At 39.9% G+C, this 19,912-nt stretch carries 22 protein-coding genes; 9 read left to right on the top strand and 13 right to left on the bottom strand.

Annotation, left to right across the window (positions count from 1 at the left end):
- The first annotated feature begins 9 nt into the window (after positions 1-9).
- The 5 genes from nrfD to LX92_RS20490 are packed head-to-tail and all read left to right on the top strand — an operon-like array spanning position 10 to position 3,406.
- Positions 10-951, top strand: coding sequence for an NrfD/PsrC family molybdoenzyme membrane anchor subunit (gene nrfD / locus LX92_RS20470; RefSeq protein WP_109654608.1), 942 nt, complete (start codon positions 10-12; stop codon positions 949-951).
- A gap of 18 nt (positions 952-969) precedes the next feature.
- Entirely contained in the window at positions 970-1,500 is a 531-nt protein-coding gene (locus LX92_RS20475) for a YeeE/YedE thiosulfate transporter family protein (RefSeq protein WP_109654610.1), read from the top strand.
- 23 nt (positions 1,501-1,523) lie between these two features.
- Complete coding sequence (locus tag LX92_RS20480) at positions 1,524-2,114, top strand: YeeE/YedE thiosulfate transporter family protein (RefSeq protein ID WP_109654612.1); 591 nt, start codon at positions 1,524-1,526, stop codon at positions 2,112-2,114.
- Positions 2,115-2,125: 11 nt separating this feature from the next.
- Complete coding sequence (locus LX92_RS20485) at positions 2,126-2,782, top strand: rhodanese-like domain-containing protein (protein ID WP_109654614.1); 657 nt, start codon at positions 2,126-2,128, stop codon at positions 2,780-2,782.
- A 12-nt stretch (positions 2,783-2,794) separates the two neighbouring features.
- Positions 2,795-3,406: a rhodanese-like domain-containing protein gene (locus LX92_RS20490; protein WP_109654617.1), complete on the top strand. Its 612-nt coding sequence runs from the start codon at positions 2,795-2,797 to the stop codon at positions 3,404-3,406.
- 90 nt (positions 3,407-3,496) lie between these two features.
- Here LX92_RS20490 and LX92_RS20495 read toward each other — a convergent pair whose 3' ends face one another.
- The 8 genes from LX92_RS20495 to LX92_RS20525 form a co-directional block, all read right to left on the bottom strand.
- Positions 3,497-4,417, bottom strand: coding sequence for an EamA family transporter (locus LX92_RS20495; protein ID WP_109654619.1), 921 nt, complete (start codon positions 4,415-4,417; stop codon positions 3,497-3,499).
- A gap of 180 nt (positions 4,418-4,597) precedes the next feature.
- Positions 4,598-5,707: an MBL fold metallo-hydrolase gene (locus tag LX92_RS20500; RefSeq protein ID WP_223308436.1), complete on the bottom strand. Its 1,110-nt coding sequence runs from the start codon at positions 5,705-5,707 to the stop codon at positions 4,598-4,600.
- Positions 5,708-5,841: 134 nt separating this feature from the next.
- Complete coding sequence (locus LX92_RS22530; protein WP_170117909.1) at positions 5,842-6,000, bottom strand: hypothetical protein; 159 nt, start codon at positions 5,998-6,000, stop codon at positions 5,842-5,844.
- 126 nt (positions 6,001-6,126) lie between these two features.
- Positions 6,127-6,582 carry a cold-shock protein gene (locus tag LX92_RS20505; protein ID WP_109654622.1) on the bottom strand — a complete coding sequence of 152 codons (456 nt, stop codon included), beginning with the start codon at positions 6,580-6,582 and terminating at the stop codon, positions 6,127-6,129.
- 287 nt (positions 6,583-6,869) lie between these two features.
- Positions 6,870-7,238, bottom strand: a complete 369-nt coding sequence (locus LX92_RS20510) for a GerW family sporulation protein (RefSeq protein ID WP_109654624.1) — start codon at positions 7,236-7,238, stop codon at positions 6,870-6,872.
- Between the two features lie 11 nt (positions 7,239-7,249).
- Positions 7,250-7,750, bottom strand: a complete 501-nt coding sequence (locus LX92_RS20515) for a hypothetical protein (RefSeq protein WP_146197888.1) — start codon at positions 7,748-7,750, stop codon at positions 7,250-7,252.
- A gap of 963 nt (positions 7,751-8,713) precedes the next feature.
- Entirely contained in the window at positions 8,714-10,825 is a 2,112-nt protein-coding gene (locus LX92_RS20520; protein ID WP_109654628.1) for an elongation factor G, read from the bottom strand.
- A gap of 309 nt (positions 10,826-11,134) precedes the next feature.
- Positions 11,135-13,252, bottom strand: a complete 2,118-nt coding sequence (locus tag LX92_RS20525) for a DUF5916 domain-containing protein (RefSeq protein WP_223308437.1) — start codon at positions 13,250-13,252, stop codon at positions 11,135-11,137.
- A 221-nt stretch (positions 13,253-13,473) separates the two neighbouring features.
- Here LX92_RS20525 and LX92_RS20530 point away from each other — a divergent pair, with 221 nt between their 5' ends.
- Positions 13,474-14,106: a GntR family transcriptional regulator gene (locus LX92_RS20530; RefSeq protein ID WP_109654632.1), complete on the top strand. Its 633-nt coding sequence runs from the start codon at positions 13,474-13,476 to the stop codon at positions 14,104-14,106.
- A 28-nt stretch (positions 14,107-14,134) separates the two neighbouring features.
- On the opposite strand, the gene LX92_RS20535 is transcribed toward LX92_RS20530, so the two are convergent.
- Together LX92_RS20535 and LX92_RS20540 are read right to left on the bottom strand one after the other, a co-directional pair.
- On the bottom strand, positions 14,135-14,734 hold the full coding sequence (locus LX92_RS20535) for a hypothetical protein (protein WP_109654634.1): 600 nt from the start codon (positions 14,732-14,734) through the stop codon (positions 14,135-14,137).
- 3 nt (positions 14,735-14,737) lie between these two features.
- Positions 14,738-15,085: an RNA polymerase sigma factor gene (locus LX92_RS20540; RefSeq protein WP_223308438.1), complete on the bottom strand. Its 348-nt coding sequence runs from the start codon at positions 15,083-15,085 to the stop codon at positions 14,738-14,740.
- A gap of 174 nt (positions 15,086-15,259) precedes the next feature.
- Between LX92_RS20540 and LX92_RS22535 the strand changes: the two genes are divergently transcribed.
- Positions 15,260-15,403 (top strand): hypothetical protein, encoded by a 144-nt coding sequence (locus LX92_RS22535; protein ID WP_170117910.1) that lies wholly within the window; start codon positions 15,260-15,262, stop codon positions 15,401-15,403.
- An 11-nt stretch (positions 15,404-15,414) separates the two neighbouring features.
- Here the strand turns inward: LX92_RS22535 and LX92_RS20550 are convergent, their stop codons facing one another.
- From LX92_RS20550 to LX92_RS20560, 3 genes are read right to left on the bottom strand one after another with little or no spacing between them, the layout of a single operon-like run.
- Complete coding sequence (locus LX92_RS20550; protein WP_109654638.1) at positions 15,415-16,506, bottom strand: amidohydrolase family protein; 1,092 nt, start codon at positions 16,504-16,506, stop codon at positions 15,415-15,417.
- Positions 16,503-17,117, bottom strand: coding sequence for a nucleotidyltransferase family protein (locus LX92_RS20555; protein WP_109654640.1), 615 nt, complete (start codon positions 17,115-17,117; stop codon positions 16,503-16,505). The genes LX92_RS20550 and LX92_RS20555 overlap by 4 nt, the downstream gene beginning before the upstream one ends.
- Positions 17,111-18,121 carry an XdhC family protein gene (locus LX92_RS20560; protein ID WP_109654642.1) on the bottom strand — a complete coding sequence of 337 codons (1,011 nt, stop codon included), beginning with the start codon at positions 18,119-18,121 and terminating at the stop codon, positions 17,111-17,113. The genes LX92_RS20555 and LX92_RS20560 overlap by 7 nt, the downstream gene beginning before the upstream one ends.
- A gap of 170 nt (positions 18,122-18,291) precedes the next feature.
- Here LX92_RS20560 and LX92_RS20565 point away from each other — a divergent pair, with 170 nt between their 5' ends.
- Both LX92_RS20565 and LX92_RS22540 read left to right on the top strand, forming a co-directional pair.
- A complete protein-coding gene (locus LX92_RS20565) occupies positions 18,292-19,383 on the top strand; it encodes a vWA domain-containing protein (RefSeq protein WP_394340356.1) in 1,092 nt (363 codons plus the stop codon).
- A gap of 185 nt (positions 19,384-19,568) precedes the next feature.
- The gene (locus LX92_RS22540; protein ID WP_170117911.1) at positions 19,569-19,736 is read left to right on the top strand and encodes a hypothetical protein; all 168 of its coding nucleotides are present in this window, start codon (positions 19,569-19,571) and stop codon (positions 19,734-19,736) included.
- Positions 19,737-19,912 lie beyond the last annotated feature (176 nt).

Here is a 19,912-nt window from a genome sequence, read left to right on the forward strand (position 1 = left end):
ACCTTAACAATGGAAGAAGAACTATTCACAAGTGGTAGAAACCTACCGAACATCGACCCATCCTTGCAAATATGGCACTGGCCGATTTCAGTTTATCTGTTTTTAGGGGGCTTGGCAGCCGGACTCTTATTTTTTGCAGCGGTATTTACCGTTATTAAAAAAGAAGAAGAAACCCCGGCTACGGTAAAGTATGCCGTTATGATAGCACCTATAGCCTTGGTACTTGGGTTATTGGCCTTGTTTTATGACCTTACCCATAAAATATATTTTTGGCAATTGTATACAACCGTTAGGATTGAATCCCCCATGTCCTGGGGTGCTTGGGTATTGCTTATTATTACCCCTTTATCCATGCTTTGGGTTTTTAGTTATTGGAAGGAGGTTTTCCCTAAAATGGATTTGAAATTCGGGTTTTTGAAAAAATTCCAAGCCTTTGTGGTCAAAAATCGAATGAACATGGCTTATGTATTGATCCCCCTTTCCGTAGTCCTAGGGATATATACCGGGATACTGCTATCGGCCTTTAATGCACGTCCACTATGGAACAATGCCATTTTAGGACCCCTGTTCTTGGTATCAGGACTTTCTACGGCGGCAGCCACCATTATTCTTTTTTCAAAATCGAAAAGTGAAAGAAGCCTTTTCAGTAAGATCGATATAGCCCTTATTGTTATTGAATTGGCCCTTATCGTACATATGATCATGGGGTACTGGGCAGGTTCCGAAGTACAATTGGAAGCGATGCAACTCTTGACCAATGGCGAATTTACCGTAATGTTCTTTGTTTTTGTGGTCATTCTCGGTTTGCTGTTGCCCGGACTTTTGGAAATTTTGGAGTTGAAAGGCTATAAGGTTCCCGTTGTGGTCCCCGCCATTCTCATCCTTATTGGAGGTCTGGTATTCCGATTTGTTATGGTGGAAGCGGGACAATTAACACGCTATCTATATTAATATTAATAATTGCATGCAATGGATAAATCAAGTGAAAATAACAGACACGTATATTGGAATCCTTATTTTGGAGGTTTCCTATTGGGACTTTTGATCATCTTTACTTTTTATATGACGGGGCGTGGCCTTGGGGCTAGCGGTGCTATGAAAAGTAGTGTTGTTACGTTGGTCGACAAGGTTTCCCATGAGCACACCATCAATAATGCCTATTACAGTAAATTCGTTAAGGATGATGAATCACCCATGAATACCTGGTTGGTATTTGAAAGCCTTGGCGTTCTTGCCGGAGCCTTTATTTCGGGGTCCTTATCGGGTCGTATAGGTTTTAGGGTACAACATTCCCCAAAGATCACTTCACGAAGACGTTTGGTCTTTGCCTTGTTCGGTGGGATCCTCTTTGGACTTGGGGCACAGATTGCCAGAGGCTGTACCAGTGGGGCGGCCTTGAGTGGTATGGCCGTATTGTCGACCGGTGGGTTTATCACGATGCTGGCCATCTTCGGGACGGCGTACCTTTTCGCATACTTTTTTAGAAAAAATTGGATATAGATTAATAGTAAAATATAAGGCATATGGGACCTCTGATACCAAATGGAATATTAACAAATGAATGGAACATCATTATCGCCGTACTGATAGGCTTGGCCTTTGGCTTTATTTTGGAAGCCTCGGGATTCTCTTCCTCCCGAAAATTGGCGGGTGTTTTTTATGGCTATGACTTTGCCGTACTGAAAGTGTTTTTCACAGCTGCCGTTGTCTCGGTGATCGGCTTGTATTATATGGATTATCTAGGATGGATCGATATGGGCATGTTATATGTGCATCCTACCTATTTATGGGCTGCGATTATCGGTGGGGCCATTATGGGGGTAGGTTTCGTCGCAGGCGGATTTTGTCCCGGCACCAGTCTTTGTGCCGTTGCCATTGGCAAACTGGATGCTTGGGTCTATGTTTTTGGCATTATGCTGGGGGTATTCATTTTTTCAGAAGCCTATAGTGTATTGGAAGGACTGTACAATGGTTCTTTCTTAGGGAATATCACTTTGGTGGATAGTTTCGACATTCCAGCAAATTACATAATCTTCGGGGTCACAATAATTGCCTTGGTGGCCTTCTTTGTCTCTGATATTGTACGGAAGCGTATTAAAAAAGTATTTTACTAAAATAAAGCATTATGATCAATAGGAATCTGGCCAAAATTCTTGCTAAACGGTATATCATATTAGCCTCGTTGCTCCTTATTGCAGCTTTAGGTCTGGTATTATTGCCGGCATATCAAAAAAACGAACATGTAACCGCGGAAGATCTTTTAGCAAAAGTTGTAAACCCTGAACGTTATGTTACCTCAGATGATTTGGCCCATAAGATCATTGCCAAAGACCCGTCGATCCTGTTGATCGATCTGCGGGACGAAGAAGAATATGCGGAATATACCTTGGCAGGAGCCCTCAATATACCTTTCGATGCGATCTTAAATGCTGATTATGAAGCCTATTTGAATCAAGGTCAATATGATGTTGTATTGTTTTCCAATGACGATTTCAAAGCGGACCAAGCATGGTTGATATTGACCAGATTGGATTATAAAAACCTGCATGTGCTAAAAGGAGGTATCAATGGATGGTATAACACGATCCTCAATCCACCAGAACCGACAGAAAATATGGCAAAGGAAGCCTTTGAACGCTATGATTTCAGAAAGGCAGCAGCGATGTATTTTGGTGTGGGTATAAAGGCGCAGGACAATGAACAGCAGCTAAATAGGACTCCGAAAAAAGTTGTCGTTCCTGTTATGAAAAAGAAAAAAAGAAAACCAGAGGGGGGTTGCTAAAACTATATCGACATGAAAGAATTGGAAAAAACCAAACGTATCTCAATATCAACCGTAATTTTTATTCTGGTCATCCTCATCGGGGTATTGACTTTCAAAAAACCGACCAACGTTTATAAGAAAACGAACAGTGAGACCCTAGCCATGGTCAACACACAGGATTATTTGGTAGACTATACGGACGTTGACCAATCAAATTCGGTATTCATAGATATTCGGGAAAGGTTCGAGTATTCCAAGGGCCATATCGGTGAAGCCTTGAATATGCCCACAGCGGATATTTTGGAAGAACAAAGTATTTCAATGTTCGATGGATTAAGGGATGCAGGCAAGACAATAGTCTTTTACGGCAAAACACCCAATGAGGCGAACAGTGCTTGGATGATCTTGTACCAACTGGGTTATGAAAATATAAAAATACTCAACAGCGCCACCCAATTGGTGGATAATCGGTTTGAAGTAACGAATTATGATTTGGAAAAACCGATAGCCAACTATTTGGAGATCTTCAACAATGGTAATCCTGAAAATTCGGAAGACACGCAGGTATTGGCTCCGGTAACCCCTAAAAAGGTCATCGCGGTGAAGAAAAAGAAGAAACGAAAACCAGAGGGAGGTTGCTGATTTTGAAAAACCATCAAAAGGAAAGTCGTATTATACAAAAATCCATATGCCTCAGATTTAAATTCCGTGATATTCCAACAAGGGAAATAATCAAGATCGAAAAAAACGGGTAAAAACCATAAATTTTCGTTTGGTGTTGATGAAATAAACCCCTGTAAGCAGTACAACGGCAGCCATAATAGACTGTAGGGTCACCTCCTCTTCCAAAAAATACCAGCCCAAAACCAGTGCGATTATGGGATTTACATACGTAGAGGTGGCTACTTTTTCTGGTGAAACGACCTTTAATAAATAATTGAACGATGTAAAGGCCACGATACTACCAAAAACGATAAGCAATAACACCGATAATTGCACGGGGCTGCTCCATACCCAAGGAGAGCTCCATGTCTCATTAAAAAGTAGACTCGAAATAGCAAGCATGATACCCGCCATCAGCATTTGATAACCCGTATTCACAAAGTGGTTTCTTGGTAGATCTGCCTTTCCGACAAAAATACTTCCATAGGCCCAACTCAACATACATAGAAATATCATGGACATTCCTAAAATGGAATTCTCTTGACTGAGGATTTGCTTTTGGCTTACCAGTAAATAAATTCCGATCAAACCAAGGATTACCCCAACAATGGACATCAACTGTATTTTTTTACCTTGGAGGATACGCATAAGTACAAGAACGATCAATGGCTGTGCAGAAACTTCCAAAGCTGCGAAACCACTATCAACAAACCTAAGGGCCCAAACCACTACCCCATTTCCAAAGGATAGGAACAAGAAACCGGCAATAATGGTATTCTTCAATTGGCGCCAGCTTATGGCAATACTTTTTCCCATCATCATGGCGATAATGAATATCAATATCCCAGCAACAGTAAAACGTGTGGCCGCAAGCATAAAAGGGGGTAATTCATTTACGGCGATTTTATTTAAAAGGTAGGTAGAACCCCAAATAACATATATGGAGAAAAATGCAAGGATAATCAATAATGGTTTTTGGTTCTTTTCCATGAATTATATATGAGGGTCAATATTAATCATATACTTCGGATTCTCAACTAAGTATAAAAAGGATGTGACCAAGGTTGTTCTTAAATTGGTGATTTTACACCAAAGAAAATAGCCATGAGATCCATAGGTATTCTGATGGTGTATGTTGTCTTGAAATAAATGGTTATGTGAAAATTTGTGTCAATTGAATTTGTCCCACCAATCCGTAGTGGTATAGTCCTGTTGTTCAAGGCTAATGGACTCCCCTATTCTAGGGACAATTACTGAAACGTTCAATTCATTGGCCTTTTTTAGGATTCGCTCAACAGGATCGGTCCAGGAATGCATGGCCAATTTAAAGGCCCCCCAATGAATGGGCATTATTCTGTTTGCCTTGATGTCGATTGCCGCTTGTGCCGTTTCTTCCGGCATCATATGTATTTCCTTCCACATTTCGTTGTATTGACCACATTCCATCATGGCAAAATCAAAAGGTCCATATTTATTGCCAATTTCCTTAAAATGGGAACCATACCCACTATCGCCACTGAAGAATATATTCTCGGTTGTGGATTGTATGATCCAAGAAGCCCAGAGGGTATTGCCCCGATCATTGATTCCCCTTCCTGAAAAATGTTGCGCAGGGGTACATCTAAAGATCAAATCATCAAAATTACTTTCTTGCCACCAGTCCAACTCCGTAATTCGCTCTGGTGAAACGCCCCATTCCTGTAAATGGACACCAACGCCCAAAGGAGTATAAAAATGACCTACTTTGTCCTTTAATTTCAGGATTGAACCATAATCCAAATGGTCATAATGGTCATGGGATAGTATAACGGCATCGATGATGGGTAATTTTTCAATTTGTATCGGCAATTCACGACTAAACCTATTGCTGCCCAATATGGGATTGGGGGCCGGAACATCCCCGAACATAGGGTCGATCAAGATGTTCTTTCCATTCATTTGAAGTAAAAAGGTCGAATGGCCAAACCATACCAGTCGAGTACTATCGTTATAGTTCACGATACTGAGGGAATCTATTTTCTCAACCGTTATGTCTTCACTCGGCCTTGTTTTTGGGGAAGGTTTAAAATAGCCCACCAGGCTTTTTACGAACTTATTAAAGTCCATAGACATCTCAACGTTCCCCCGATTGATGAATTTACCCTCTTTATAATTATTCGAATTTGAGTAAAGTTCCTTTTCTTCCTTGGAGGCCTTACCCCCAAATTCCGGGCTACTGTATATAAAAATCGTTGTGGTTATCAATACCACTCCCAATAGAACACCAATACCTATCAACATTCGTTTTATTATTATTAAAATTTTCCTGATCATTTAAAATTTTTCAAACAAAGGGACAAAAATAGCATAATAGATTTAGGATACGCGCCAGCAGGAACGAAGGAAACATAATAAAAAGGGCAAATAGCCCTCTTTTACTTCCCATGGAACCTTATTTTATTATGCACCCAAGATTTTGTGCCCGTAGAGGCACTGGAATTCACTTTTGTACCTTCTTCATTACAACCATGGATATACATGGCAGGAATAACGATTTTTTTCCATCGGATTTCCCCGTCAATGTAAATTTCCATCAGGATTGTCCCACTTTGGCTTCTAATCCTAAACCATATTTTTATAGGAAGACCCTTAGGAAGAAAGAAAAAGACCGCAAACTATGCGGTCTTTATAAATCAAATTTGTTATGAAATGGTATGTTGTTAGATTTTCTTGACCCTAACTGCGTTCATACCACGTTGTCCTTTTTCAAGCTCGAAGGATACCTTATCGTTTTCCTCGATTTCATCAATCAAACCACTGACATGGGTAAAATACTTTTCTTGGTCAACCGCGTCTATGATAAAACCAAATCCTTTGGAAGAATCATAGAAAGAAACCTTACCTGTTCTTACTGGATCGAATTTCTCCTCATCACTTTCCTCTTTCTTAGGAATTCCCAAGACAATGTCCTCTGCCTCGATTTCTATCTTTTGGGATGGATCTGGAGGGGTATCGGTTAAATTGCCGTTGTAATCAACGTAAGCAAACTGAATGCCGCCGCCACTTTCTTTAGCTGCAGCTTTTCGAGCTACTTTTTTCTTTTTCTTTTCCTCACGTTTTTTCAAACGCTTCTTTTCTTTTTCACTTTTGTTAAATGTCTGTTGCGACTTGGCCATATTTTATTACAATAAATTTTTGTTTTAAATTTAAGAAAAAGGGCTTAAACAAATCGTGCTATGAAAAAAAACAATCTCGGAGAAAACATACGACCATTTCATTGAAAAATGGTCCCTAATTCAAAAACTTATGCAAATATAAGGTTTTGCTAATTAATTTAATAGCAGTAAAAGCTTTTGTTGCTTAAGTAGTCCTTCGAGAATTACAAACGTTCCCATAAAAAAGGATGGTTTACCCTTAAGTTAAACCACCCTTTGATTATAGATCCTTCGCCTTTAAGGAAGATTTAAGCGACGGTTTCTTCGGCTTTCCTATTTCTGGTTATTTTTTCAATAAGGTCAGGAACCTTTTCAAATGCTGCAGCCAATCCGTGTGTTTTGCCTGCTTCCAAAAATGAAATTTGATCACCTTTGGTCACTAGAAAACCGATAGGTTCAATGCCGACACCCGCACCAGCGCCCATGCCCTGGCCTTTTTTTGATTTAGCCTCGGTACCTTCGCCCCCACCAGAGCCAAACCCCATGCCTACCTTTATAACAGGTACGCATTTAAATTCACCCAGTTCAAATTGTTTGCCAACTACAGTTTCTGTATTGGCCTCAGCCTTCATAAAGTCTGTGATCTTTCCCAATAATTCTTCAAAATGTAATTCCATAGTATTGAGTTTTAAGTGTTAATAAGTGCTCTAATTACGTGTATTGGTCTATTCTGTATATGAAGTATGAATTGGTTTTGTCCTATAAAATTGATATTGAATTGTCCCTGGCTAAGGTTTAAAAAAGCAAATACAGGATATAATTTGGCATTTGTGATACAATTCCCTGTATCAATATTCAATACTAGTTGCTTGACTTTAAAGGTCCGTAAAGCCTTAAGAATACGATTCATCTTGGGATGCCTCTTTTTTGAAACCTGTTGTTTTTTTAAGGTTTTTTCCTTTTTCTGGGAACTTATTCGGTCTAAAGGATGGAAATAGAAATCCATAAACAAGGCCTTAATGTGAATCCGAATCAACTGCTCCCTATCAGGTTCTATATTGGCTTTAACCAATCCTTTGGCTTGTATAAAATATTCATGGGTACCCGTATCAATGAAAAGAACCACTTTCATAAATAATAGGAACAGTATGAATACAGTTAGGAGTATTAGGACAATAAGCAATGTCATAACCTATTTTTATGCAAATGAAGATGAATGGTACCCTTAAAACAATGACCCAAGTCATTTCTTTTGCATTTTATTTATTTTTATATTCTTACTTGTAAATAAGTGTAAAAACCTGTAAATCAAATATATAGTATTTTTTATTCTCCCCTATCTAATACCTTCGATTGTTAAATATTATATAAAATAGTACCTTTTTATACATAGTACTGTAACAAAACTACACCCATCTCGTCTGTTTAGTGTAAGTCAATTAAAAACAACACAATGGAAACATTATATCCACATCAAGTAAGACCTAGAATATATTTTGATTTAGGTAGCGGTTGGCATACCGATAGATTCTATGATCTAACAATCAGCAACAAAACCAATAACAATTAAAAACGAATATCATGAGAGCATCACTAAGAAGAACAGCAACAGAAACAAGGGTAAATTCATTCTTTTCAACCTTAAAAGACAGCAAACGGGTTCAATGGGCAGGTTATAGAAAATATAATCGCTAATACAATCCTTCATCATAATCAAAAAACAATCAGATCGGTATTGACATACAGATCATAAAAAACAGAAATCATGAGAGCAACATTAAGTAAATCACCTACAGAATCAAGAACATACGCTTATTTTTCAAGTTTTAAGAACAGTAAACGTGTACGTTGGGCAGCCTATAGAAGTTACAACAGGTAGCCCCAACAATAACAAAACAATCATCAATCACTTCCTGGACTTTATTCAGGATCTAAAAAAAACAATCATCATGAGAACAACAATCACTTTACAAACCCCTACAGAGGCCCGGAAAAATTCTTATTTTTCCAATTTCAAGAATAGTAAAAGGGTGCAATGGGCGAACTACCGTCACTTTAAATAGGAATAGGCTATAAAGACCATCCTTAAGGAAAAACAAGAGGGTGCACTTTTTAAAAGTGCACCCTCTACTAATAAAGGTTGGTTAGTAATTTATTGTTCATTCTGTTTCACCAATCCTTTTTGCACATTCGAAGGAACGGCTTGAAAGGATGAAAAAACGGATTTAAAAGTGGCCCTACCTTGGGTCATAGACCGTAAATTGGTAGAGTAACCATATAATTCGGCAGCGGGCACCATACATTTTAGTACCTGGTAATTATCCATTGTATTGATTCCCTGTATAATGGAACGTCGCGATTGCAGGTCGGTCATCACATTCCCGACCATTTCTTCAGGGACCTTGACCGTTAATTCGTTGACGGGTTCCAGCAAGTTGGGATTGGCATTCAGGAAAGCTTCCTTAAAGGCATGGGCTCCGGCAATTTTAAAGGAAATATCATTGGAATCGACGGAGTGCATTTTACCATCATAAACCATGACCCGTACATCACGGATATATGAGCCTGTCAACGGACCGGTTTCCATGACTTCCAAAATGCCCTTCATTATCGAAGGCAAGTATCGAAGGTCAATTACCCCGCCCACGATGCAATTATAAAAGACGAGTTTACCGCCCCATGGCAGATCAACTTCTTCCTTACCCCGAATATTGAATCCTTCAGGTTCGGGTATGCCCTCATACCAAGGTTCTATTTTTAAATGTACCTGGGCAAATTGTCCTGCCCCACCGGATTGCTTTTTGTGTCTGTAGCTAGCATTCGCAGATCGCTGAATGGTTTCACGATAAGCTATTTTGGGCTTTTCGAATGATGCTTCAATCCCATAACCATTCTTTAAGGTCCAATCGATCGTTGCCAAATGCAATTCACCTTGGCAACCTAAAATCATTTGCTTCAATTCCTTTGAATACGAAACCACGACCGTTGGATCCTGACTGTGTATTTTCTTTAAGGCGTCACTTAATTTTTCCTCTTCTTTTTTATTCGAGGCTGAAATTGATTTTTTAGTCCTTGGTTCGGGAAATTGGATGGGTTTGATCGTAATAGGATTGCCCGCCTCGTGTAGGGTGTCGTTTGTTTCCGTATACTTTAATTTTAGGGTTGCTCCGATATCCCCTACGGTCAATTTTGGTACGGGTTCACGTTTTTTACCGTCCATAATGAACAGTTGGTTCAAAATTTCCGTTTCCCCATTTCTCGAGTTCACCAATTTATCGTTCTGTTTTACTTCTCCCGATTTAACCTTGAAGAATGTAATTTGTCCCAAATTGGGTTGATGGATGGTCTTGAATACAAAAAGTGATGTCGGAGCCTCTTTTTTGGGCTCAATAACTTTGCCTTCAACACTTTGTTGTGGTTTTAAATCCGAGGCAGAAGGGGCTACATTGTCTATGAATCCCATTAAACGACCGCTACCCATATCGTTAAGGGCCGAAGTGCAGAATACGGGAAACACCTCTTGGTTTAGCATACCGGCCTTGATGCCTTGTCGCATTTCATCTTCGTTCAAGCTTCCTTTCTCAAAATAGAGTTCCATTAACTCCTCATCATTTTCCGCAGCCTTCTCAACCAACTCATTGTGCAATTCATCCGCCAGTTCCTTTTGATCTTTGGGAATGGGCAGCTTTTCCGGTTTCCCTCCATTAGGTCCGAACTTGTACATTTTCATTTTCAATACATCGATGATGCACTGCGCGCCATCCACTTTTATGGGATATTGGATTTTGACCAGGTTGTTTCCGACCAAATTTTTAAGGCTGTTGTAACTTTCATCAAATTTAAGGCCCACATGGTCTATTTGATTGATTACGAAAACTGTCGGCTTTTGGTATTTATCAATATAATTCCAAATGATCTCGGTACCTACCTCTACGCCATATTGTCCGTTAATGACCGTCACAATGGTATCTGCCACACGTATCGAGGAAATTATCTCCCCAATAAAATCGTCCAAACCAGGCGTATCCATGATATTGATCTTATACTGCCGCCATTCGGTATGTAGCGGGGTGGCAAAAACCGAGTTTCCCCGCTCATGCTCAATATCGTGGTAATCAGAGACCGTATTCAAGTTTTCTACGGTACCTCTCCTATTGATCAATCCGGCCTCAAAAAGCATCGTCTCGGCCAGTGTCGTTTTACCAGAGTTATGAGCCCCAACTAGAACAACATTCTTAATGTGTTTATCGTCGTATATCTTCATGGAGTAGCGATTTATATTGATGTCTTACAAATCTAAAATTACATTAAAGGGAATAACATGATATTTGTTAGTTTTTATCTCCGAAAATTATTGTATTCTTAATGTTTGGCCCCCAAAAATGCACTTCATTATTGTGAATGGGACAAATTCATTTAAAAATACAAAAATGCTTTCATAACCGTTATATGATATAGTAACAAGCTGAAAATCAATTAATTAATACACTGGGTATATCGAATTAAGTAGATAAGCATAATTTTTTAATTTAAATTGTGGGCGTTCCTAACCGTTTTTAATCCAAGGTATCCCCTACGGATTAAACCAATAATTGAGCTTAAGGGTAAGCGACCAAGTCCGGCCGTTATAAGGGTCTAATAAATGGTTGTTGGTATACACGATAAACAGATCGGAAGCGGGTTTATAGCGCCATTGGAAGCGTGAGTTCAGATTGAAGTTTTTGGATTGCTCATTGTATTGAAAGAGATTGGAAAAGAACAATTTGTTCGTAAACGTTATGTCCACTTCAGATCCAATGAGCCAGAACTCGTTTGTGTTCCATGGGGCAGGCATTTTTATCCGATTGTAATTTAAATTTGCACTGAGGCTCACGAAGGGTTGAAACCTATATCCGAGTTCTGTGGTAAGGCTTGTTCTGTTTCCGTCTTCATAATACCCTCCTAAACGACCATCAAAGGTATAGGTGAATAGGCTTTGGGGTTTCGAGGCGTACATCCAACCAAAGGCGTTCCAGCGGTGTTTGGTACCTACCGCCAATTCTTGTTTACCCAAACGGGTGGGGTCGAAAGGGGATAATAATTCAACAAAATCATCCGATATAAAAAAATCAAGGCTGCTTCGATTGCGAAAAGCAAAGGAGTATAGTAAATAACTGGTATTGTCGGTACGTTCAAAATCCTCATTAAAATAATAACTGGTATTCAAAGTTGGTCCATGGCTTAGGATTTGTCCGGATTTTGGAAAGAAAAGATATCCTAAGAATGATTGGGTCTTTATATAACCGTTTCTAGGGACATAACCCACCTCGGCCCTGTAATTCTCGCTTACGGACTCTTCCTGTATCCGCCAGTTCCATTTTCTGCTTTTGTATTCCAAATGGGCAGCTTGCGTAATACCATTGCCTTCGTCGTCCGGGGAGAACGATTTGAGAAGGAATGCCTTGCCATCCCACATATTGTTCGATGATGCCAAATTATATTCCAATCCAACGTTGCGATTGAATTTAGGATATAAGGCAGTTATGGAATCATTTTCTTGGGGATAATTGATTGATTCCTTGTTTACCACCATTAGTCCGATACTGGATCGACCAAAGACTTTTCGTTGTAAGGTCAGTACGCCGAAATTTTGACTGGGTAGCCCCGTTGCATCCACCGCGGCCGTTTGCATATCCATAACCCCCAAACGCCATTTTTCATTCAGGTTGCCACTGACCCTGGCCCCTGCCCGTATAGGTACGCCCAAACCGATACGTCTTGAAAAGAAGGGACGAATGCTCGAATACCCAAAATTGGCAAAAAGGTCACCGTTTTCAAGGAAAAACTGTCGTTTTTCTGGAAAAAACAGTTCAAAACGATCTAAATTGGTGACTTGTCGGTCAACTTCCACCTGTGAAAAATCAGGATTGACGGTCAAGTCAAGGTTTAAGGAAGAGGTTAGGCCTATCTTTACATCGCCACCTACTTTTTTATCAAAAGAGCTTTCCCCCTCAAGATCATTGCTTACACTACTTAACACGTAAGGTATAACGGAAATATTTGAGCCTTGTGAAGGTGGTGGTTGATCCCAGACCAATACCCCGGTATACGCCAATGATGCGGTAGGGAACTGCCTTGGAATGGGTGTCCAGCTCGATTTTTCACTGGCTTTAAGGTCTAAACGGCTAAAATTGATACCCCATTCCTTTACCCCGTCTTTATAGCGTATCGATTTGAAGGGCACCGCCATTTCAAAAACCCATTTATCTTCGTCGCTTACGACTTTGGATATCCATTTACTGTCCCAATTGAGGTCTATGCTACTGCCCCCGAACATGGTACCGTCCCATTGCGCGCCTGCAGCATTGGAACCAAAGGAGAACCCTGTGGTTTGGTTATTGAAAGGATCTAGAAACAGCAAGAAATTATCGTTTTTACCGAAATTGAAATCACGACGTAGGGATTCAACGATATTCTGACCCTTGGTTGTGTTGAAAAAAGTAGCGATAAGATAAATATGCTTATCGTCATAGGCCATCCGTATTTCGGACATCTCGGTGGCCTTACGATTATCCATGGGCAGGACCATGAAAAAATCATCGGCTTTTTCTGTGTCTTTCCAAGCGGCATCATCGGCCACACCATCAATTACAATGGGTGAGGTTGTCTTTTTGATATGTAACCGAAAAGACTCATTCTTTTTTTGTGCCATGCTAAGAAAGCTTGTAAAGAGCACAAAAAATAGTGTGATTTGTTTTCCCATAATCAAAAACAAGATAGGTATTTCCCTAGAGATTCAATTGTATATATTGTACTAATATTGGCTCAAAATTGTCAATATCTGAGGTTAAGGGTTTATATTTTTTTTATATGGTAGTATACCAAGCCCTAAAGAATAACGTTAAATCGTATACGATATAGTATCTTAGCGGCATGAAATCCAAAATAATCTTACGCGATCAAGTTCGGGAGCATCTTCTAGATGAAATGACCTATGGCAAATTGGAACCAGGAAAGACCATAAATTTGGCTGCTTTGGCACGTAAACTGGATGTTAGTGTGACCCCGATCCGGGAGGCGCTGACCCAATTGCAACAATCGATGTTGATCAAAGCCATCCCCAACAGAGGGTTTATAATTGCCGAATTGAATTATTCGGAAGCCAAGGACCTGTATGAATTGGTGGCCGATCTAGAAGTTTTGGCCCTGGAGAATTCCGTTTTCGAAGCCTCATCGATCGAAGCCCTAAAACAAACCCAGATCAAATTTAAAAATGCCAAGGATACCTTGTCCCGTATACACGCAAAGCTCGAATTCCATAACATACTCACCCAGCACTATAAGAACGCTCTTGCGCATCAGATTTTGACCGACCTTAAAACACGGATCATCTTTTATGAAAGGGCATTTATGTCCGATGATTCCATTTATGCCAAATCTGACAATCAGCATGATGGAATCATTTCAGCCATCGAGGATGACAATGTGCCTACGGCAGCCCTAGTCTTAAAAATGAATTGGATGTTGATTTTGGACTATATCCAAAAACAGCTCAGGTTTATTTAATTGGGTAAAGGAAGGATTGATTACCCCCCTACTCCAGTTCCCTTAGAATATCCTCGGCAGAACTCGTGACCCCCTTATAACAACCATAGCCCCATCGGGCAAAGAAAAACAGAAAAACGAGTACCACCCCAATAAAAGCATATAACCCTAAACCTTTTTCCATAAGAAAAAAATCCTTGTTCGACAATAATTTCGATGCTACCGGTAAGGTTGTGAACATCACGGCAAAACTGGCATAAAATGCAAATTGTTGAATGAATAATAGCCTGTTCTTGGCTTTTGTATATTGAAAGAGCGTCTCTTTGTAATTGCTTTCGGAAATATCCACATCCTTTATTTTTTTAAGAAACCTTAATGTAAGGATTGGAAGTATAAGGATAAAAACGAGAGTGATACTGCCACAAAGCATTAAATACCAAGTGTCCAACCTATGGAAATTGAATATCAAATATAGTGCGATGGCAAAACAAATGATCGCACCTATTGTTTCGTAAAAGGTTATCCCGTGGAATTTGTTTTTATATTTCTGTTGTGTCATTTCCAATATTATTTTATCGGTTAATCGTTTTTGCTTATCGAGTTCCTCACTCATTTGCGTCCAGGTAGCCTGTAATTCTTCCATTTCCATGACTTATTTTTTAATGATCTTTGATTTCAATTTTGTTTTGATCCGGGAGATGCGTGTACCCACATTGGAAGGTGTCAATCCCGTTATATCCGAAATTTCTGTGTAGCTTTTACCTTCCAACAATAACAACATCAGCCCTTTTTCAAGCACATTCAATTGATGTATGTATCCATAAAGTATTTTAACACGTTCCTCAAAAACGGTATCATATAATTCCGTTTGGCGCAAAACCACCCTGTCAATGGCTACGGAATGTCCTTTGTGTTTGTTTTTTTTTATATGGGTCAAAGCGGTATTCAAGGCAATACGGTACATCCAGGTACTGAATTTGCCTCCCCCTGAATGAATCAAAGGATTTCCAGAGTTGATTAACGATATCCTGGTATAGGTCTTGCTGGTCTTCCACCTTACATGGCAAAAAAATCATATCAATTGTTAAAAAAATATTATGAATGTGTCAACACCTATATTAATTTCACTTTTTCTTCGTTCTTTGTTATAGTATTAAACACAAATCATTATACCATGAACTATTTGTCTCCACAGATTGAAGCTTTATCCAAAAAGAAAATAAAGCAAGAAGCCCCTTTGGTTAAAAAAGTATATTCCTGTGGCATTTTCCAAGAATATGATAATGATTCCCAAGTGGGGACTAAAAAGCACTTCTAGAAATACGCTTTTTATTTTTCGAATAATCCTGGATCCAGTCCAGGGATAAGTTTCAATGCATTTTTGTAATATACTTTTCTTAATACTTCATCAGGAAGTTGTAGTCCGTACATGGCCCAAAATGCATGGTATTTCTTATAGTACGGGAAATATTCGTCACCAGTTTCCAAAACCCTGAAATAGGTGGGGAACTCCTCTGGCTTCCAACTATCCTTTCCAAATAGGATTCGATCTTGGTATTTTATGAAAAATGCATGGGCATTTTTAGGTTGCCTTCCCAATTCAGCAATGACTGCGGCTATTCCAACGTACATATTGGGTATGGCATCCAATAATTCCCCTAATTTTTTAAGGTCATTCGCATACCACCCCATATGGGCATTGATAAACTTGGTATTTGGATGTTTTTTGAATACATGATGCTGTTCTTCGATTATTTGTTCCCAAGGAGCGGGATCGGTATCCGATCTTTTTCTTCGGGGATGGGTCTTTAGCTCCAACCAACGTTCATTATCCTTATCCATCGGGTCCCAGAATGATTTGGGGTCGGCAGCATGGATCAATACAGGTACACCCAGTTCTCCGCACTTGGCCCAAATGGGATCTAACCTTGGGTCATCTATAGCCAAACGTTTTCCGTCACTATCGGTATAGCGCAATCCCAGACTCTTGAATATTTTAAGTCCTTTTGCCCCATTCTTGATATCGGTTTCCAATTGTTTGGCTGCCTTTTCTGACCACCCAGCGGTCCCTACACCCTCAAAATCGACATTGGCAAAAACAGCGAAGCGATTCGGGTAATTAGCCGCTATGTTTTTTATCATGGTATGTAGGCGTTCTCCGGAACCTCCGCTTAAATTGACCATAACACCCTCATTCAGGGCATCCATATCCTTGACCAATGCGGACAGGGCTTCTGGGGACATGTCCCTTTGGTGGCTATGGACATCTATAAAAGGAAATTTGGCCTTTTTTACATCATTTACGGGAACCACCAAGGTTGATTTGGGATTATAGTTCTCAAAATCCATTTCTTGGGCAGTCATATTGGAGATGGGTATTACCATGACCATCAATACAACATACAGGCTTTTTAATTTCATAGGTTTGTTTGGTTTTTTAAATGTTGGTACTCCCCATAGGTGTCGAGGTCTATCTGCTTTCCATGGGGAGCAATAGTGCGTACTTCCTCACTGTTTTTGGCTATGATATCCTTAGCTCCCGAATCACCGTCCAAGGTTAGTAGTTCGCCAATAAATTTTTTATGAAAAAGAACGGGTACCCCATTCCCATGTTCATATGCCGTTGCAATGATGTTTTTATCCCCATTCCGATAAGCCTTGATCATGCCATTAAGGTATTCGGCATTGATCAATGGTTGGTCACAGAGCGTAAATAAAAGCGCATCATAATCTGTTTCTGATTCCAAAAGGAATTGTGCGGCACTTGCTATGGATGCGCCTATTCCTTTTTTCCAGTCAGGGTTGAATATACAATGGGTATTTGAGAGATCGATCTTTTGCTGAATGGCGAGTGCATTGGCGCCCAATACGGTGTAAACATGTTTTGCATCACTTCTTCGGGCAACATTTATGGCATGGCCCAGGAGGGTTGTTTTTCCCCATGGCAGCAGTTGTTTTGGCTGTTGCATACGGGAAGATTCGCCAGCGGCCAGGATAATCAAGGCTATATTTTTTGATTTACCCGTTAGCAATGTATGGGGTTGGATTTTTGTTTAAGCATTATCGGGTTTTGGTTACGTACAACGGCCAATATTTCCGATAAAATGGCAATACTGATTTCTTGGGCCGTTTCTGCCCCGATATTTAAACCCGAAGGTCCATAGATGCTATCAAAAAAGGAATCAGCGATCTCGGGATGGCGTTCGATCAATTCCCCGAAAAGTTTTTCCCTTCGTTTGGCAGGACCTAAAATGCCAATATAGGAAGGATGTGTTCCTACGATTCTCAATAGGTATTTCAGGTCTTTTACATAATTGTGTGTCATTATCATCACAGCGGTCTGATCATCTATCAGAGCCAGATCTAGATTTTCCGCATCTACAGCGATCATTTCCTGGGCCCCAGGAAAATCGTTAAGCGTTTTATGCGATGAAGGTACCGTTACAATGGTGACCTCCCAACCCGTAAGGGAGGCGTAAGTACTTAGTTGAACCGCATCGTGTTCTGCCCCAATGATCAATAATTTGAAACACGGTTTCATTTCTTGGGTAAAAAACTGTAAGTCCCCACGAGGTTCGTAATTCTTACACAGGGCATAATCCCCTTGGTTGATACTGATAATGGACCCATAGGCCTTGTGGCAACCTTCTTGGTGGGTAAAGTATGTTTTGATGTGAAACGGATTCCTCGTTTTAAGATTATTTTCAAAAGCCTCGATAAAGTCATCTTGGGGTTGAAAAGGTTCGATCAAAATATAAAGCAAGCCCTCGCATCCCAAACGGTACCGGCCGTCGTAAGTCATCATTTTCGGGATACCATCCTTAAAAACACTTTGTGCCTGTCGTATGACCTCTTTTTCAACACATCCGCCGCTTACTGCCCCTATGGCATTGCCACCTTCAAGGATCAGCATGCGAACACCCGGTCTTCTATAGGATGAGCCATCTAGGGCAACGACTGTTGCCAAAACGGTTTTCTCCTGTTTTTTTCTAGCCGAAATATAGGCTTTTACAATGTTCTTGAATTCATGGGTCATCCTGTATTCTTACTGAAATTAATTTTGTATCAGGCCTTTATGACTTCTAAAATAGACCATATAAAAACCACCGAATTTTTCTTTAACAAGATTTAACAATATTTTTTAAAACAAGGTATACTTTTAAATTCGATTATACGTTCTGTGTGTTGAACCTCAAAATAATGAAAATGAAATATTATTTAAGATATTTTAGTGTTTTTACGCTCCTTTTTTTAGCCTTTTCCTGTGGTAATTCGGATGATGATGTGAATCTGGACCTTAATTTCGGGGATGGACTTGGCAAAGGGGAACCTGTTGATGAATGTCTCAATTTAGGCGAAAGTGATTTAGTGTTATCCATACAGGAACAGTACACCACCTTGCCGGGTAAGGTTTCTATCTTGTTCAAGGTATCCGATACTGATGGTAACCCTATTTCCCAATTAACGGCAAATCAATTTACGATTTACGAACAAGGGCGTAATGATGAATGTTTCAATACCATTTCGGCATCAGAATCCTTTGCCCGTATTTCACCCAATTCACAGATATTCAATTCGAATACGCTTTTGGTTTTGGATTTAAGTAATAGTGTGTTGAGCAGTAGTCTTGACGAATTGAAAACAGCATCGGTCACTTTTGTGAACAATGTGATGCCGGCGACTACTGAGGAATCTTATAAAATGGCGATTTATTGGTTTGATGGAGAAGATGAATTACACCTTTTGAACGATTTGACCAGTTCTAAGGAAGAGTTGGTTGCAGCTATTGATTCAATTACCGATGATATCAGTAATGATCCATCCACAGACCTTTATGGTGCTGTTATCAAGTCCACCAAGATTGCAGAAGATCTTTTAAAGGACAACATTAAGGATGACGTTATCGGTGCAGCCTCTGTTGTTGTATTTACCGATGGTACCGATCAGGCATCGCGATATAAAGAAGAAGAAGCATTGAAGAAGGTTACCGAGGCAAACGGGAATATATCGTTTTTTACGATTGGCCTAGGGGCGGAAATCGATACCCAGGTGTTGTCCGATATCGGAAAGACCTATAGCGTGTTCGCAGGGAATGCGGAAGAATTGGAAAATACGTTCAATGATATTTCCTTAAAAATTTCGGAACGGGCCAATAGCTTCTATCTTTTTGAGTATTGTAGCCCTAAAAGGGACGGAAGTGGCGATAACAATTTAGCCATTCGGGTTGTGGATGGCAGTCGACAAGGTGCGGTACAGACCAAATTCAGTGCCAAAGGATTTACCGGTGGTTGCGAATAAATCCCAATAAAATAGAACGATTGAAAAAGTGTCCTTAAAGGGCACTTTTTTTATGCCATTTTTTTTCACTAAACGCAGTAGGGTTTTTCAGGACCTAATTGTTTACTTAGTAATAACCCCATTTTAATTGAATACCTACATCCGAAAGACTATGATGATGCTGTTAAATTTAAAGATTGGGAATCATGGGTGTAATCAAAGAAATTATCCAAAACAGTCCAGCCGGACACTTATCCAGAACGTATAAAAGTCTGGTACTTTTATTATTTGCTACAATTGTTTCCGTATTGCTTACCATGCTGGTGATACTTATCGCCTATGGGCCATATATGACCATACGGTTTGGGTATTGATGGTAGCAGGGTCATTTTGAAAAAGTAAAACGATTGGGAAATGACATAAAGCCGAGTTTGAACCTAGGATTTTAAGTACAGGATGCGATTCCTCCTCGCATGGCTCGTTCGGAATGACCTTTAGATTCATTTGGGCAACCCGTCATTTCGAAGGAGTGAAAGGACTGGGAAATCGC

Origin of the sequence: Maribacter polysiphoniae (assembly GCF_003148665.1) — a bacterium.
GTDB lineage: Bacteria > Bacteroidota > Bacteroidia > Flavobacteriales > Flavobacteriaceae > Maribacter_A > Maribacter_A polysiphoniae.